A 15294-nucleotide genomic window follows, 5' to 3' on the forward strand; every position below is an offset into this window, starting at 1 on the left:
GGACCCACCACGGGGCGTCCAGTAGTCGTGTGCGCACGGGCCGAGCATGACCCAACCCCCCGCGCTCACGACAGGGAGCGGACGACGCTTCCACAAGATGGGGGACGGGCCTTGTTGATCGAACACCTGTTCGATAGACTGCGGTATGGCCCAGCCCCCTTCGACTCCTCAGCCGCCGTCAGCGGCCGACGAGGCGACCGAGCAGCAGCTGTTGGGGCTGGCATCGACCGCGCTGCGCACCCGGCGCCTGGGCGAGGTCGAGGAGATCCGGGTCGCGGTCCAGTGGGCGGTCGTCCACGGCGAACCGCGTCCCGCTGAGGACGGAGAGCGCGACCCTCGGCGGGATCCGATGGTCACCCCCGGCGGAGACGGCACCCCTCCCGTGCGCGAGCACGCCATCGCCGAGCTCGCGTTCGCCCGCCAGACCCACCCCGCCACCACCCGCGCACTGATCGCCGACGGGCTCGACCTGCACCATCGCCTCCCGCTCACCTGGGCGGTCGTCGAGGCCGGTGACTGCGAACCCTGGGTCGCACGCAAGGTCGCCGTCCTGTGCCGTGCCCTGCTGTCCGAGCAGGTCGGCGTCGTCGACTCCGCCGTAGCCAAGGCCATCGCCGGCCACGCCCCGTCGACCGTCCTGGAGATCGCCCGCGCCAAGACCATCGAGGCCGACCCCGACACCCACCACGCCGAACAGGACCGCATCCGCCACGAACGCTACGTCCGGCTCTCGCGCTCCGACGAGCACGGCTACCGCCACCTCATCGCCCGCATCACCCTCGGCGACGCCGCGACCATCGACGCCATGCTCGACCGCGTCGCCGACATCCTCGCCACCAGCCCCGACCACGCGATGGGCGCAGACCACAACCACGACGAGCTCCGCTCCCTGGCCCTCGGCTGGCTCGCCCGCCCCGCCGACCTCCTCCAGCTCCTGCTCGCCCACACCGAGCCAGCCGACGACACCGAGCCGGTCGAGGACGAGTCCGAGGACCCCGAGGACTCACGTCCCGCCTGGGCACCCGACCACCTCCACACCCTGCTCGGCCACCTCGCCGGCATGTCGACCCGCCAGCTCGCCTCCCTGCGCCCCAAGGCCCGCCTGTTCGTCCACATCACCGATGACACGCTGCGGAAGCTGCTGACCCGCACGGGCACCGGCGTCGCCCGCGTCGAGGGCATCGGCCCCCTCGACGCCCGCCAGCTCGCCGAGGTCCTCGGCACCACCGACCTCACCATCACCCCCGTCCTCGACCTCCAGATGCGACGCCGAGTCGACGCCTACGAGCACCCCGAGGACATCAAGGACCACGCCTGGACCCAGACCGGCGGCGACTGCTACCCCTACTCCCCCCGCTCAGCCACTCGCGACGGCGTCGACTACGACCACGCACAGCCATACGACGACACCGGACCGCCCGGCCAGACCGGCACCCACAACTGCGGCCCCCTACGCCGCAGCCACCACCGCACCAAGACCCACTCCGGCATCACCACCCGCCTCGTCGGACCCGGCCGCCACCTCTGGCACACCCCCCACGGCCAGGCCCTCCTCGTCGACCACCGCGGCACCACCCCCCTCACCACCGCACAAGCCCAAGCCATGGCCGACGCCATCGACGACGGCGTCGAGCTCTACTGGACCTGAGTCATGCGCGGCCGGTCGCCCGCCCGCCGGTGGTCCCGCGGACTGGTGCCGCGCTCGCGCTTGAAGGCCGCGCTGAGCGCGAACGGGGTGGCGTAGCCGACCCGCCGCGCGACCGAGGCGAGCGTCGCGTCGGGCTCAAGGAGCAGGTCGGCGGCCAGGGAGATCCGCCAGTCCGTCAGGAACGTCATCGGCGGCTCACCGACCAGGTCGGTGAACCTCCGGGCGAAGGACGCACGGGAGACCCCGGTCCTGGCAGCGAGCTCGGCCACCGTCCACGGGTGCTCGGGATGGTGCTGCATCAGTCGCAGCGCGCTGCCGACGACGGCGTCCGCCTGCGCGGCGTACCACCCGGGCCTCCCGGAGTCGGAGCGACCGAACCAGGTCCGCAGCAGGGTGATGAGCAGCAGGTCGAGGAGCCGGTCGAGGACCGCCTCCTGGCCCGGCTCGTCGCGGACCACCTCCTCGCCGAGGAGGGATACCAGCGGCGTGTCGAGGTCGTCGGCGCGGAGCACGAGCGTCCGGGGAAGCGCGCGGACCAGACGGCGGGTGACCTCCCCCTCGAGCTGGTAGACCCCGGTCAGGAGCACGGTCTCGCCCACCTTGCTGTTGCCCCAGCTGCGCACGCCGCGGCCCATCTCCTCGACCACGACGTGGCCGTCGACCGTGGTGCACACCTGACCGGGGTGGATCACGACCTGGTCGGGCGTGTCCGGCTCGTCGGCCATCGTCCAGTGCTCACCGCCCACCCACACCACGACGTCGCCCGCCTCCAGCCGGACCGGCTCCTCGCCGTCGGGGCGGACCCAGAGGTGGCCGCGCACCACCGCGGTCACCGACAGCGGCGCCTCGTCCTCGAGCCGCACCGACCAGGGCGGGCCCAGCAGGATCCGGAGGAGGAACGCCCGGCGCGCGCGAGGACCGTCGAGCAGTGCCGAGAGGCCGTCCACGCCCCCATCCTAGACGCTCGCGCATGTATCGGGCTGGTTCAGCCATGGAAGATCTCGAGCGTGGGCGATGGACTGGGCCCATGACGACCGATCTGGCCTCCACCGCCCGCGGTCCCGTGCTCGTGCTGGCTGCCGTTGTCGCCGCCCTCCAGGCCGGCACGTACTTCACCTGGGCGACGGGCGTGATGCCCGGGCTCGCCCGGGTCGACGACCGCACCTTCGTGAGCACGATGCAGCACGTCAACGTCGCGATCGTGAACCCGGTCTTCCTGACGACGTTCGTCGCCGCACCGCTCCTCGCGGGCACCACGGCTGTCGTGGGAGGCAGCCCGGCCCGCGGCTGGGCCGTCGCCGCCACCGCTCTGGCGATCGGCACGGTGGCGATCACCGCGGCGGGCAACGTCCCGCTCAACGACGCCCTCGCGGCCGCCGGCGCGGTCGACGCCATCCCCGACCTGGCGTCCGTGCGTGCCGACTTCGAGTCGCGATGGGTCCTGCTCAACATCGCTCGCTGCGTCACCTCGGCCGGCGCGGTCGCCTGCCTCGCCGCGGCCGGCCTGCGGACGTCGGGCTGACGGCACCGGTTGCGGCAGCGCGCCGCAGGTCACAGCCCCGCAACGAAGCGACAACGCTTGGTCACGCCGTGAGCGTGACCCCCGGTTGCACCTCCTGCCAGTCCGGCACACGGTGGAGGTCCACGACCGGAAGGAGCGAGCCACCCATGCTCACCCTCACCCGCAGGGCCCATGACGCCCTCGTCGACCTGCAGCGCCTCCCCCACACGCCCGCCGGACTCGGACTCCAGATCCGCCAGCACCGCGACCGCCCCGGCTTCGGCGTACGACGCGCCACGCGCCCGGAGGCCGACGAGGTGGTCGTCGGCCCGGACGAGGGCCCGCGGGTGTTCCTCGGTCCCGTCGCGGCGCGACGCTTCGCCGAGCACGAGCTCGACGTGCGCGGCGAGCTGCCCGTGCGGCTCGAGTTCGTGGTCCGCGCCCGCTAGGACCGGGTGGTCAGACGACTCCGCGCAGGCGGGCCACGGCGTCGAGGGTGAGGTCGAGCGTCGGCTCGAACTCCCGCCCGAAGGAGTAGCCGGGTTGGAGGGCCTGCCCCTCGGCGAACGCCGTGAAGTGCGGGAAGGCCTCGCGCACCTCGTCGCCGAGGATCTCGGCCCCGACGGCGGCGAGCTCGTCCTCGGTCTCGAACGGCAGCGCGATCTCCTGCAGCACGAACCCGTAGAGGTGCGCATCGAGGAGCGCGACCGCGGTCCCGGTGGCCGCGAGGTCGAACCCGTCGGCCATCAAGCAGCCCAGCACCGCGTCGTGGTGCGCGATCGTCGCGGGCCCCGGCGTGCGGCGCGAGTCCATCAACCCGACCGCCCACCGGTGACGCCGCAGCACCTCGCGCCCGGTCAGCGAGCGGGCCCGGAGCTCGGTGCGCCAGTCACCCCCGACGCGCGGGGCGTGCACCTCGGCGAAGACCGCGTCGACCATCGCGTCGAGCAGCCCCTCCTTGCCGTCGACGTGGTGGTAGAGCGACATCGCCTCGACGCCGAGGCCGCGCGCCAGCGCGCGCATCGACAGCGCCGCCACGCCGTCGGCGTCGGCGAGCGCGACCGCCAGGGCCACCACGCGGTCGCGCGAGAGGGCGGGACGGGCGGACGAGCTGGCGGGCACGAGGACTCCGATCGGTCAGCGGTTGCCTGATCTTACGCCGTAAGGCTATCCTCCCGACGATCAGACTTACAGCGTAAGGGAGACTCCGTGAAGGCCATCACCCACGCCCGGTACGGCGGCACCGACCGCCTCCGGCTCGTCGACGCCCCCGCCCCGACCCCCGGCGAGGGCGAGCTGCTGGTGCGCGTCCACGCCGCCGCGGTGGACCGCGGGACCTGGCACGTGATGACCGGTACGCCGCTGCTCGCGCGCCCCGGCTTCGGTCTCCGGGCGCCCCGGCCGCGGTGGCGCACCCCGGGTCGGGACTTCGCGGGGGTGGTCGAGGCGGTCGGCAGCGGCACGACCGGCTGGTCGGTCGGCGACCCCGTCCACGGCACGGCCGACGGCAGCCTCGCCGAGCTGCTCGTCACCAGCACCGAGCGCGTGGCTCGTCCGCCGAGCGCGCTCTCCACCGAGGAGGCGGCCGCCGTCCCCGTGTCGGGCCTGACCGCGTTCCAGGCGCTGCGCCACGTCGACGTCGCGGAGGGGACCCGGGTCCTCGTGGTCGGGTCGTCCGGCGGCGTGGGCCACCTCGCCGTCCAGCTCGCCGCGGCCGCGGGCGCCGAGGTCACGGCGGTGTGCGGGCCCGGCGCCGAGGACTTCGCGCGCCACAACGGCGCCCACCACGTGCTGGTCCGCGGTCACGACCCGCTCGACGCGGGCGGTCGGGCCCACGACCTGGTCCTCGACATCGCCAGCAACCGGCCGCGCCGCGAGCTGCGCGGGGTCCTGGCCGAGCGCGGCACGCTCGTCTGCGTCGGCACCGAGACCGGCGGCCGGCTCACCGCCGGGTTCCACCGCTCGGCGCTCGCGGCCGCGCTCGACCCGTTCGTGCGCCAGCACCTCGTCATGCACGTGTCCCGCGAGCTCGGGACCGACCTCGCCGCGCTCGACGAGGTGGTGGCGACCTCGACCGTCCGACCGGTGGTCGACCGGACCTTCCCCCTCGAGCGCGCGGCCGAGGCGATCGACCACGTCGGCGCTGGGCGCGCCAGGGGCAAGGTGGTCGTGACCCTCGCCTAGAGGCCGACGGTCGCCACCAGCACGTCGAGGTGGTGCTCGAAGACGTCCTTGGGATCGGTGAACGTGTTCGCGCCGTACTGCCCGAACACCTCGAAGCTCACGCACCCGAAGAGCGCCGCCCACGCGAGCATCCCCCGGGCGACCAGCTCGTCGGGCGCAGTGAGGGACAGGTCCTTCCGGATCCGGGCGAGGTCGCGCGCGAGCCGACGCGGAGCGACCCCGACCTCCGGCACGGACGCCTCGCCGGCCACCCACGCGTCCTCCCACACCTCGACCAGCCGTCGGACCACCCGCGTGCCGGGCTCAGTGGTCCGCTCGGCCGGCGCCTCGTAGCCGGGCACCGGGCTGCCGAAGAGCAGGGCGTACGTCGCGGGCTCGGCGAGCGCCCACGCGCGGACCGCGCGCCCGATCGCCCGCATCCGTCCGGCATGGTCGGCCCGGGACACCGTCGCCTCCGCCGCGTCGACCGCGTCGCCGAGCTCGTCGTAGCCGTCGACGACGAGCAGGGTGAGCAGGTCGTCGCGGCTCGCGACGTAGCGGTAGACCGCGGACGACACCACGCCGAGGTCGCGCGCCACCGCCCGCAGCGAGAGCGCGGCGGCGCCGTCGGTGGCGAGGTGGGAACGTCCGATGCGGACGATGTCGCGCATCGTCTGCTCGCGGGCCCGGGCGCGGGGCGAGGTGTCCGACATGGGACCAGTGTGCCACGAGTGCGAGCACTGTTATCTGAAGAGAGCAGTGCTCTTGTTTTCTGTCGCGCACCGGTGCACCATGGACGAACCGAGAGCAGTGCTCTCGCTTTCGATCCCGAGGAGAACCCATGTCCGTCCACGTCGTCACCGGAGCCGGTCCGGTCGGCTCCACCGTCGCCCTCCAGCTCGCCGGGACCGGCGAGCAGGTCCGCCTGCTGACCCGATCGGGCTCCGGCCCGGAGCACCCGCTCGTCGAGCGCCGGCGGGTCGACGTCTCCCGTCCCGACCACCTCGACGAGGCGTTCGCCGGCGCGGTCGCGGTCCACCACTGCATCCACGGCTCGCGCTACGACGCCCGCACCTGGCGCGCCGAGCTCCCGCTCGCCGAGCGGGTCGTCCTCGAGGCGGCCGGGCGCGCCGGCGCCGTGGTCGTCTTCCCGGAGAGCCTCTACTCCTACGGTCCGGTCGACCGGCCGATGACCGAGGACCTCCCCCGCGCCGCGTCGACCGGCAAGCTCGGCGTCCGCACCGAGCTGCTCGCCCAGCGCGAGGCGTCCGCGACGCCGACCGTGAGCGTGGCCGCCTCCGACTTCTACGGGCCCCTGGTCCGCAACGCCCACGCCGGCGAGCGGATGGTCCCCACCGTCCTCGCCGGTCGCACGATGCGCGTGGTCGGCAGCCTGGACCAGCCGCACTCCTTCACCTACGTCCCCGACCTCGCCGCGGCGATGGTCCGCGCCGCCTCCCGCGAGGACCTGTGGAACTCCTTCCTGCACGCGCCCACCGCTCCTGCCGTCACGCAGCGCCGGCTCGTCGAGATGGTCGCGGCCGCCGGCGGCGTACCCGTCCCGAAGGTGTCCGCGGTGCCGGCCGGGGTCTTCTCCGCCATGGGCCTCGTCTCGCGCGACATGCGGGAGCTCGCGGAGACGTCCTACATGTTCTCCGCGCCGTTCGTGCTCGACTCCAGCCGCAGCGAGGAGCGCCTCGGCCTCGCACCGACGCCCCTCGGGGACGGGCTCGCGGCGACGGTCGCCTGGTGGCGCCACGGTACGGACGAGTAACCCACCTCACACCGGTGTCTCGGTAGGTTGCGGGCCATGTTCTCCAAGGTGCTCGTCGCCAACCGTGGCGAGATCGCAGTCCGGGCCTTCCGTGCGGCGCGCGAGATCGGTGCGCGCACGGTGGCCGTCTTCCCCCACGAGGACCGGGGCTCCGAGCACCGGATGCGGGCCGAGGAGGCCTACCAGATCGGCGAGGTCGGCCACCCGGTGCGTGCCTACCTCGACCCCGAGGCGATCGTGCAGGTCGCGGTGGACTGCGGCGCCGACGCGGTCTACCCCGGCTACGGCTTCCTCTCGGAGAACCCGGCGCTGGCCGAGGCCTGCGCCGCGGCCGGCATCACCTTCATCGGCCCCAGCGCCGAGGTGCTGACCCTCACCGGCAACAAGGCCCGCGCGATCGCCGCCGCCAAGGCGGCCGGCGTCCCGGTGCTGGAGTCCGTCCCGCCCTCGACCGACGTCGAGGAGCTCCTCGCGGCGGCGGAGCAGATCGAGGCGCCGCTCTTCGTCAAGGCCGTCGCCGGCGGTGGCGGTCGCGGCATGCGGCGGGTGGACGACCGGTCGGACCTGCGCGAGGCGATCGAGACCTGCATGCGCGAGGCCGAGGGCGCCTTCGGCGACCCGACCGTCTTCATCGAGCAGGCCGTCGTCGACCCGCGCCACATCGAGGTGCAGGTCCTCTCCGACGGGACCGGCTCCGACGACGGCGTGATCCACCTCTACGAGCGCGACTGCTCGGTGCAGCGGCGCCACCAGAAGGTCGTCGAGATCGCCCCGGCCCCCAGCCTCGACCCCGACCTCCGGGACCGGATCTGCGCCGACGCGGTGCGCTTCGCCCGCGAGATCGGCTACAAGAACGCCGGTACCGTCGAGTTCCTCCTCGACCCCTCCGGGAAGTACGTCTTCATCGAGATGAACCCCCGCATCCAGGTCGAGCACACGGTGACCGAGGAGGTCACCGGCGTCGACCTCGTGCAGGCGCAGATGCGGATCGCCGCCGGCGCCACCCTCGCCGACCTCGAGCTCACCCAGGACTCGGTCGCGCCCCGCGGGTTCGCGCTGCAGTGCCGGATCACCACTGAGGACCCGGCCAACGGGTTCCGTCCCGACACCGGCCGGATCACGATGTACCGCTCCCCCGGCGGCCCGGGCGTACGCCTCGACGGCGGCACGACCTACACCGGCGCCGAGGTCAGCCCGCACTTCGACTCGATGCTCGCCAAGCTGACCTGCCGCGGGCGGACCTTCGAGGCCGCCGTGCAGAAGGCGCGCCGGGCGCTGCTGGAGTTCCGCATCCGCGGCGTCTCCACCAACGTCGGCTTCCTGCAGGCCGTCCTCGCCGACCCCGACTTCGCCGCCGGCGGCGTCACCACGTCGTTCATCGAGGACCACCCGCATCTGCTCAAGGCGCAGGTCGGCGGCGACCGCGCCACGCGCCTCCTGGAGTACCTCGCCGACGTCACGGTCAACCAGCCCCACGGTGCCGCGCCGGTCACCGTCGCCCCGGAGTCCAAGCTCGCGCGGCTCGACCGGTCGCAGCCCGTCCCCGACGGCACCCGCCAGCTGCTGCGCGAGGTCGGGCCTGAGGAGTTCGCCCGTCGGCTGCGCGCGCAGAAGGACGTCGCCGTCACCGACACCACCTTCCGCGACGCCCACCAGTCGCTGCTCGCGACCCGCGTCCGCACCCGCGACCTGCTCGCCGTCGCCGACCACGTCGCGCGCACCACGCCGCAGCTGTGGTCGGTCGAGTGCTGGGGCGGGGCGACCTACGACGTCGCGCTCCGCTTCCTCAACGAGGACCCGTGGGAGCGGCTGGCCGCGCTGCGCGAGGCGATCCCCAACATCGGCCTGCAGATGCTGCTGCGCGGGCGCAACACGGTCGGCTACACGCCGTACCCGACCGAGGTCACCGAGGCGTTCGTCGAGGAGGCCGCCGAGACCGGGATCGACGTGTTCCGGATCTTCGACGCCCTCAACGACGTGTCGCAGATGCGGCCCGCCATCGACGCCGTCCGGGCGACCGGCACGTCGGTCGCCGAGGTCGCGCTCTGCTACACCGGTGACCTGTCCTCGCCCGACGAGAAGCTCTACACGCTCGACTACTACCTCCGCCTCGCCGAGTCGATCGTCGACGCCGGCGCCCACGTGCTGGCGATCAAGGACATGGCCGGACTGCTCCGGGCACCCGCGGCCCGCACGCTGGTGACGGCGCTGCGCGAGCGGTTCGACCTGCCGGTCCACCTCCACACCCACGACACCCCGGGCGGCCAGCTCGCCACCCTCCTCACGGCGATCGACGCCGGGGTCGACGCCGTCGACGGCGCTGCCGCCTCGATGGCCGGCGGCACGTCCCAGCCCGCGCTGTCGGCCCTGGTCTCCGCGACCGACCACTCCCCGCGCGAGACCGGCCTCTCGCTCGCGGCAGTCAACGCGATGGAGCCCTACTGGGAGGCGGTGCGCCGCGTCTATGCGCCGTTCGAGTCCGGCCTGCCCGCCCCGACCGGTCGGGTCTACCGCCACGAGATCCCCGGCGGCCAGCTCTCCAACCTGCGCCAGCAGGCGATCGCGCTCGGCCTCGGCGAGAAGTTCGAGCAGGTCGAGGACATGTACGCCGCCGCCAACGACATCCTCGGCAACGTGGTCAAGGTGACCCCGTCGTCGAAGGTCGTCGGCGACCTCGCCCTCGCGCTGGTCGCCGCGGGCGCGGACCCGGCCGAGTTCGAGGCCGACCCGGCGTCCTACGACGTCCCGGACTCCGTGGTCGGCTTCCTCAGCGGCGAGCTCGGCGACCCGCCCGGCGGATGGCCCGAGCCGTTCCGGAGCAGGGCGCTCGCCGGCCGGACCTGGAAGCAGCCCGCCGAGACCCTCACCGACGAGCAGCGTGCCAGCCTGTCGTCCGACCGGCGCACGACGCTCAACGAGCTGCTCTTCCCCGGACCGACGGCGGCCTTCCGCGAGTCGCGGGAGACCTACGGCGACCTCGCGGGCGTCTCGACGACCGACTACCTCTACGGCCTGCGCCGCGGCGAGGAGCACCGCGTCCGGGTCCGGGAGGGCCGCGAGATGCTGTTCGGCCTCGAGGCGATCAGCGAGGCCGACGAGCGCGGCATGCGCACCGTGATGGCCACCGTCGACGGCCAGCTGCGGCCGGTGCAGGTGCGTGACCGGAGCATCTCCGCCGACGTGGCGTCCGCCGAGAAGGCCGACGGCAGCGCCGGCCAGGTCGCGGCTCCCTACGACGGCGCGGTGACGGTCACCGTCGCCGAGGGCGACGCCGTCGAGGCCGGCCAGACCGTCGCGACGATCGAGGCGATGAAGATGGAGGCCTCGATCACCGCGCCGGTCGCCGGCACCGTCCAGCGCGTGGTCATCTCCGCCACCAAGGCCGCCGAGGGCGGCGACCTGGTCCTGGTGATCGGCTGACGCAGCTCCCGAGGGGCTCCCGGCGATGAGTTCTCGCCCTCGTCCCCGTCATACCCGTGACACCGACGTCACGAGAGGATGGCGAGAGCCGTGGAGACACTGGAACGGGAGCTGGTCGTGGACGACCTGAGGGAGATCGACGAGGAGGCGTTCACCGCGCACGCGCAGCGGCACCGCCGCGAGCTGCACGTGCACTGCTACCGCATGCTCGGCTCGTTCGAGGACGCCGAGGACGCCGTGCAGGAGACGTTCCTGCGCGGGTGGCGGCGGCGCGAGACCTTCGCGGGACGCTCCACGTTCCGCGCGTGGCTCTACCGGATCGCCACCAACGCCTGCCTCGACCTGCTGGCCGCGCGCCGTCCCGGTCCCGCCACCGGCGGCGAGGTGCCGTGGCTGCAGCCCTACCCCGACCACCTGCTCGACGAGCTGCCCGCGCGCGACGCGGACGGTCCCGAGGCACGTGCCGTCGCCCGGGAGACCGTCGAGCTGGCCTACCTCGTCGCGCTGCAGCACCTCGCGCCGCGGGCGCGCGCCGCGCTGGTGCTCCGCGACGTCCTCGGCTGGCCCGCACGCGAGGTCGCCGACCTGCTCGGCGACTCGGTCGCGTCGGTCAACAGCGCGCTGCAGCGCGCCCGCGCCGCGATGCGCGAGCACCTCCCCCGCGACCGGCAGGACTGGACCGACGACGCCGACGACGCGACCCGCGACCTGGTCCGGCGCTTCACCGACGCGAGCGTGGCCACCGACGTCGGGGCCCTCGCGGCGATGCTGCGCGACGACGTCCGCAGCTCGATGCCGCCGACGCCGGGCGTCCGCGTCGGGCGCGAGGCGGTCGTCGCCGACTGGGTCGCCGACGGCTACGAGCTCCTCACCGGACTGCGGCCGCTGCCGACCTCGGTCAACCGGCAGCCGGCCGTCGCGTTCTACCTGCGCAACGACGACGTCGGCGCATGGCTGCCACTGACGCTCGACGTGCTGCGGGTCTCCGGCGGGGCCGTCACCGAGGTCACCACCTTCGGCGCGGAGCAGTTCCCGCACCTCGGGCTCCCCGAGCGGCTGGTCAGCTCGCCGGCTGGTTGAGGACGACGGCGTCCGGGTCGGGCTCGGCGTACTCCGTGACCTCGGGGTCCTCGCCGGTGATCGCGCGGTAGACCTCGGTCGCGACGGCCCGCATGCCGTTGATCTTGGGGTGGAAGGGCGCAGCGATCCCCGCGCGGAACCGCGGGCCGTTGACCCAGGCCCGGCCCTTGGCGCACACGTCGTGGCCCTCGGAGACCGCCTCCATGTCGACGTACGACGCACCGCCCCGGCGGGCTCCCTGCTCGAGGGCATCGTTGAGCAGGCCGGCGACCTCGGTCACCGGGCCGAGGACGTCGGCGCTGACGCCGACCGCCCGGCACGTGCCCTCGGTCGGGAGGATGTCGGGGTAGCCGACGACGTAGACGGTGGCATCCGGGGCCGCGGCGCGGCGGATCCGGCGCACGGCCTGCTGGACGTTGTCGGCCACCTTCGCGGTGTCGGCGCGCAACCGGTCGACCGGGCAGGCGGCGGCAGCACCCTCCTGGCAGCCGATGAGGGCGTCGTAGATGCCGAAGTCGTTGCCGCCCATCCCGAGGGTGACGAGGTCGGTCTCGCGGGTGACCGCGTCGAGCTGCGGGCCGGTCGTGTTGCCGTCGAACATGGTCATGGTGCCGGTGAGGTCGGCGGTGGTGGCGGCGGAGCAGGTGACGTCGGTGTACGTGGCCACGTCGAGCCAGTCGGCCAGGAAGGCGGGGTAGTTGTCGCGCGAGCGCGCGCACCCCGTCGGGTCGGTGCGCATCGTCCCGATGAAGGGGCCCGCGGAGAACGAGTCGCCGAGAGCGACGTAGTCCACGTCGGAGGTGACCTCGGTCTCGACCACCGGGTCGGGCAGCGGGTCGTCGTCGCCCGCCGCCCCACCCGCCGAGCAGCCGCTGGCGCCGAGGACGAGGACCGCGAGGAGCGCGGCGAGCCGACGCGTGCTCCTCACTGGCGCGCCTGGCCCTTCTGCCGCGGCGTCACCGCGAAGGTGAACCAGCTCGAGCTGAGCCCGAGCGCCGAGCGCACGTCGTCGCCGGTGACCCGGACGGTGCCGGCGGTGCCGATGAACGCCATGTCGCCCACGCGGCCGCCCCACTCGCCGTTGCCGTCGCGGGTGGTGACCTCGATGCCCGTGAGGTCGCCGACCGCCGGCCACTGCTGCTCGACCACCGTGTCGTCGACCGTCGTGGTCCAGGTGGAGTACTTCGGGTTGTCGACGGCGTCGTAGGGGTCGGCCTGCGCCACCAGGTAGGGCATCGACCCGGCCGACGAGTATCCGCCGTTGCTGGCCGAGAACTGGGTGAAGGCCGGGCGCCCGTCGTAGGTCAGGCCCTGCTTCGCCGTGGCGCGGATCGCGTCGGTGGCGGCCGGGTGCTCGACGTCGACGCCACCGTAGACCTGGCACTGGGAGGTGTCGCACAGGTCGTAGTGACCGGCCGACGGGTGCGAGCGCTCGAAGGCGGCGTAGGTCCGCGCCGCCACGGACTGCGCGCTCACCGCGGCGGGCTGCCACAGGGCGGGGACCTCCTGCGGGACGACCCCGCGAAGGTAGGCCTCCATGCCGACCCGGTTGACGGTCTGCCGCTTGCCCTGGCGGGGCGAGACCGACTGGAGGGTGCCGCGGTAGGAGTGGCGACCGGTCGGCGTGACGAGGGTGAGCGGGCCGCTGCGCGAGGAGAACTCGGCCTCGCCGGGCACCCGCTTCCAGGTCCGCCAGCGCGAGCCGGTGGTGCGCTGGACGAGGGTGTCCTGGCCCTTCGCGACCAGGCGCCACTTGCGCGCCGGGAGCGACGGGAGCCGCCACGTGCGGTTGCGCGCGAGGCTGCCGACCTTGATGCCGGGACGCGCGACGACCTGCACGTCGCGCCCGGTGTCGGCGGTGATCAGCACCCGGACCTTGCCGCGCACCTCGCCCCACGTCGTGCCGGGGTAGTAGAACTCGACGATCTGCTGCCAGGTGAGGCCCTGCAGGGCGGCGCCCTGGGCGCCGTACTGGGACAAACCGTGGCCGTGGCCGTAGCCGTGCCCGGTGATCGTGATCGCGGTGCTGCCGGGGGTCGTCCACGTCTCGACCGCGCGGCGCTGCCGGTCGCCCGCGGCGGCCGGGGAGGCGAGGGCGGACAGGAGCGCGGCGCTCGTGGCGAGCGCGAGGGCAGTGCGGGTGAGGGTCATGACGGCTTCTCCCCCGGAGTCGACAGCAGAACCACCGAGCGTACAGGCGGCGTGGCAGACTCGGCCCATGTTCGGGGGACGACGCCGCAGGCGTGAGGAAGAGCTGGCCGCCCTCGACGCCTTCAGGCTGGTGCGCCGTGCCGCCGACGAGGACGTGACCCGCTTCGGGGAGGAGCTCACCGTCCTCCACCTCGACACGCTCGGCACGGAGCTCGACGACCAGATGCGGACCGACTACCAGCGGGCACTCGACGCCTACGAGGACGCCAAGACCGCGCTCGGACGCGCGTCGACGGCCACCGACGTCTCTGGAGTGACCCGCTCCCTGGCCGACGGGCGGTTCCACCAGGCCTGCGTGCTCGCCGCCCAGGCGGGCGAGTCCCGCCCGGCTCGACGGCCGCCGTGCTTCTTCGACCCGGCCCACGGTCCCGCGTCCCGCGACGTCGAGTGGGCGCCACCGGGCGGAGTGGCCCGGACCGTCCCAGTGTGCTTCCGCGACTCCGAGAAGCTGCTCGCGGCCGCCCAGCCGGAGATCCGCCTGGTCCGGCTCGGCGACCGCCGGGTGATGTGGTTCGCCTCGGGCCCGCACTACGCCGCCTGGGCCGCCGGCTGGTATGCCGAGCTGGTGGCCGAGGGCCGGTTCGAGGCGGAGCGCCTGACCATGGCCTACGCCGGCGGCGGCCCCCCGGGTCAGTCCGGCACGCAGCTCACGCTGGCAGCCGGGTGGAGCGATCCGGGCGCCTGGACCGAGGGCGGGATGATCGGCGGCCACGACTACTCCGGTTGGGGTGACGGCGGCTTCGACCTGGGCAGCGGGGGCGGGGGCGACGGCGGCGGTGGAGGAGGCGGCGACTGAGCAGCGTCCGTGGCAGACTCGGCCCATGTTCGGGGGACGACGCCGCAGGCGCGAGGAAGAGCTGGCCGCGAAGGACCGCTGGCGGGTGGCGCGCAGGATCATGGACGAGGACGTCACCGTCCTCGGCGAGCAGCTCGCCGAGCTCCACCTCGACACCCTGGCCGACGACCTCGACCCGGCCACCCGCGACCACTACCGCCGCGCCCTCGAGCACTACGACCAGGCCAAGGCCGGCCTCGCCGCGAGCACGACCGTCGAGGACGTCACCGCCGTCGAGCAGCTCACCACCGACGCCCGCTACCACCGCGCCGCCGTCCTCGCACTGCTCGCCGGCGACCCCCTCCCCGAGCGCCGCGAGCCCTGCTTCTTCGACCCCCGCCACGGCCCGTCGATGCAGGACCTCGCCTGGACCCCGCCCGGCGGCACCGAACGCAGCATCGCCGTCTGCGCAGCCGACGCCCGCCGCCTCGCCGGCGACGAGCAGCCCGAGGTCCGGATGGTGCGCGTCGGCGACCGCTGGGTGCCGTGGCACGAGTCGGGCGGCGTCGCCGAGGTGTCCCACCGTGCGCTCACCGCGGTCGGTCGCGGCCAGCACGGCGACGGAGCACGCCGCGTCGTCGACCAGGCCGCCGTGGAGATCACGGCCCGCAGCACCGGCGGAGGGTCCTTCGGGACCTGACCACCAGCCTGTGACACTGGCC

At 73.9% G+C, this 15294-nt stretch carries 14 protein-coding genes; 9 read left to right on the forward strand and 5 right to left on the reverse strand.

Annotated features, from left to right (window positions below; all coding sequences use genetic code 11):
* Window positions 1-145: 145 nt before the first annotated feature.
* Window positions 146-1648: a hypothetical protein gene (locus KDN32_RS15310; RefSeq protein ID WP_211733091.1), complete on the forward strand. Its 1503-nt coding sequence runs from the start codon at window positions 146-148 to the stop codon at window positions 1646-1648.
* Here KDN32_RS15310 and KDN32_RS23390 read toward each other — a convergent pair.
* Window positions 1636-2595: an AraC family transcriptional regulator gene (locus tag KDN32_RS23390; RefSeq protein WP_211733092.1), complete on the reverse strand. Its 960-nt coding sequence runs from the start codon at window positions 2593-2595 to the stop codon at window positions 1636-1638. The two genes, KDN32_RS15310 and KDN32_RS23390, sit on opposite strands and share 13 nt — an antisense overlap.
* An 80-nt stretch (window positions 2596-2675) precedes the next feature.
* On the opposite strand from KDN32_RS23390, the gene KDN32_RS15320 reads away from it, so the two are divergent.
* Both KDN32_RS15320 and KDN32_RS15325 read left to right on the forward strand, forming a co-directional pair.
* On the forward strand, window positions 2676-3170 hold the full coding sequence (locus KDN32_RS15320) for an anthrone oxygenase family protein (protein WP_211733093.1): 495 nt from the start codon (window positions 2676-2678) through the stop codon (window positions 3168-3170).
* Window positions 3171-3316: 146 nt separating this feature from the next.
* On the forward strand, window positions 3317-3598 hold the full coding sequence (locus KDN32_RS15325) for a hypothetical protein (RefSeq protein WP_211733094.1): 282 nt from the start codon (window positions 3317-3319) through the stop codon (window positions 3596-3598).
* A 10-nt stretch (window positions 3599-3608) separates the two neighbouring features.
* On the opposite strand, the gene KDN32_RS15330 is transcribed toward KDN32_RS15325, so the two are convergent.
* The gene (locus tag KDN32_RS15330) at window positions 3609-4271 is read right to left on the reverse strand and encodes a TetR/AcrR family transcriptional regulator C-terminal domain-containing protein (protein WP_307854134.1); all 663 of its coding nucleotides are present in this window, start codon (window positions 4269-4271) and stop codon (window positions 3609-3611) included.
* 87 nt (window positions 4272-4358) lie between these two features.
* Between KDN32_RS15330 and KDN32_RS15335 the strand changes: the two genes are divergently transcribed.
* On the forward strand, window positions 4359-5333 hold the full coding sequence (locus tag KDN32_RS15335; protein ID WP_211733095.1) for an NAD(P)-dependent alcohol dehydrogenase: 975 nt from the start codon (window positions 4359-4361) through the stop codon (window positions 5331-5333).
* On the opposite strand, the gene KDN32_RS15340 is transcribed toward KDN32_RS15335, so the two are convergent.
* Complete coding sequence (locus KDN32_RS15340) at window positions 5330-6025, reverse strand: TetR/AcrR family transcriptional regulator (protein ID WP_211733096.1); 696 nt, start codon at window positions 6023-6025, stop codon at window positions 5330-5332. The genes KDN32_RS15335 and KDN32_RS15340 overlap by 4 nt on opposite strands.
* A 128-nt stretch (window positions 6026-6153) precedes the next feature.
* Here KDN32_RS15340 and KDN32_RS15345 point away from each other — a divergent pair, with 128 nt between their 5' ends.
* From KDN32_RS15345 to KDN32_RS15355, 3 genes are all read left to right on the forward strand, one after another.
* A complete protein-coding gene (locus KDN32_RS15345) occupies window positions 6154-7086 on the forward strand; it encodes an NAD-dependent epimerase/dehydratase family protein (RefSeq protein WP_211733097.1) in 933 nt (310 codons plus the stop codon).
* A 36-nt stretch (window positions 7087-7122) separates the two neighbouring features.
* Window positions 7123-10506: a pyruvate carboxylase gene (locus KDN32_RS15350; RefSeq protein WP_211733098.1), complete on the forward strand. Its 3384-nt coding sequence runs from the start codon at window positions 7123-7125 to the stop codon at window positions 10504-10506.
* Window positions 10507-10596: 90 nt separating this feature from the next.
* A complete protein-coding gene (locus KDN32_RS15355; protein WP_307854135.1) occupies window positions 10597-11586 on the forward strand; it encodes an RNA polymerase subunit sigma-70 in 990 nt (329 codons plus the stop codon).
* Here KDN32_RS15355 and KDN32_RS15360 read toward each other — a convergent pair.
* Both KDN32_RS15360 and KDN32_RS15365 read right to left on the reverse strand, forming a co-directional pair.
* The gene (locus KDN32_RS15360; protein ID WP_211733099.1) at window positions 11567-12514 is read right to left on the reverse strand and encodes an SGNH/GDSL hydrolase family protein; all 948 of its coding nucleotides are present in this window, start codon (window positions 12512-12514) and stop codon (window positions 11567-11569) included. The two genes, KDN32_RS15355 and KDN32_RS15360, sit on opposite strands and share 20 nt — an antisense overlap.
* Complete coding sequence (locus tag KDN32_RS15365; protein ID WP_211733100.1) at window positions 12511-13737, reverse strand: SpoIID/LytB domain-containing protein; 1227 nt, start codon at window positions 13735-13737, stop codon at window positions 12511-12513. Before KDN32_RS15365 ends, KDN32_RS15360 begins: the two co-directional genes overlap by 4 nt.
* 67 nt (window positions 13738-13804) lie before the next feature.
* Here KDN32_RS15365 and KDN32_RS15370 point away from each other — a divergent pair, with 67 nt between their 5' ends.
* Window positions 13805-14593 (forward strand): hypothetical protein, encoded by a 789-nt coding sequence (locus tag KDN32_RS15370; RefSeq protein ID WP_211733101.1) that lies wholly within the window; start codon window positions 13805-13807, stop codon window positions 14591-14593.
* A gap of 25 nt (window positions 14594-14618) precedes the next feature.
* Window positions 14619-15272, forward strand: a complete 654-nt coding sequence (locus KDN32_RS15375; protein WP_211733102.1) for a hypothetical protein — start codon at window positions 14619-14621, stop codon at window positions 15270-15272.
* Window positions 15273-15294 lie beyond the last annotated feature (22 nt).

Source organism: Nocardioides palaemonis (genome assembly GCF_018275325.1).
In the GTDB taxonomy this organism is placed as follows: Bacteria; Actinomycetota; Actinomycetes; order Propionibacteriales; family Nocardioidaceae; genus Nocardioides; species Nocardioides palaemonis.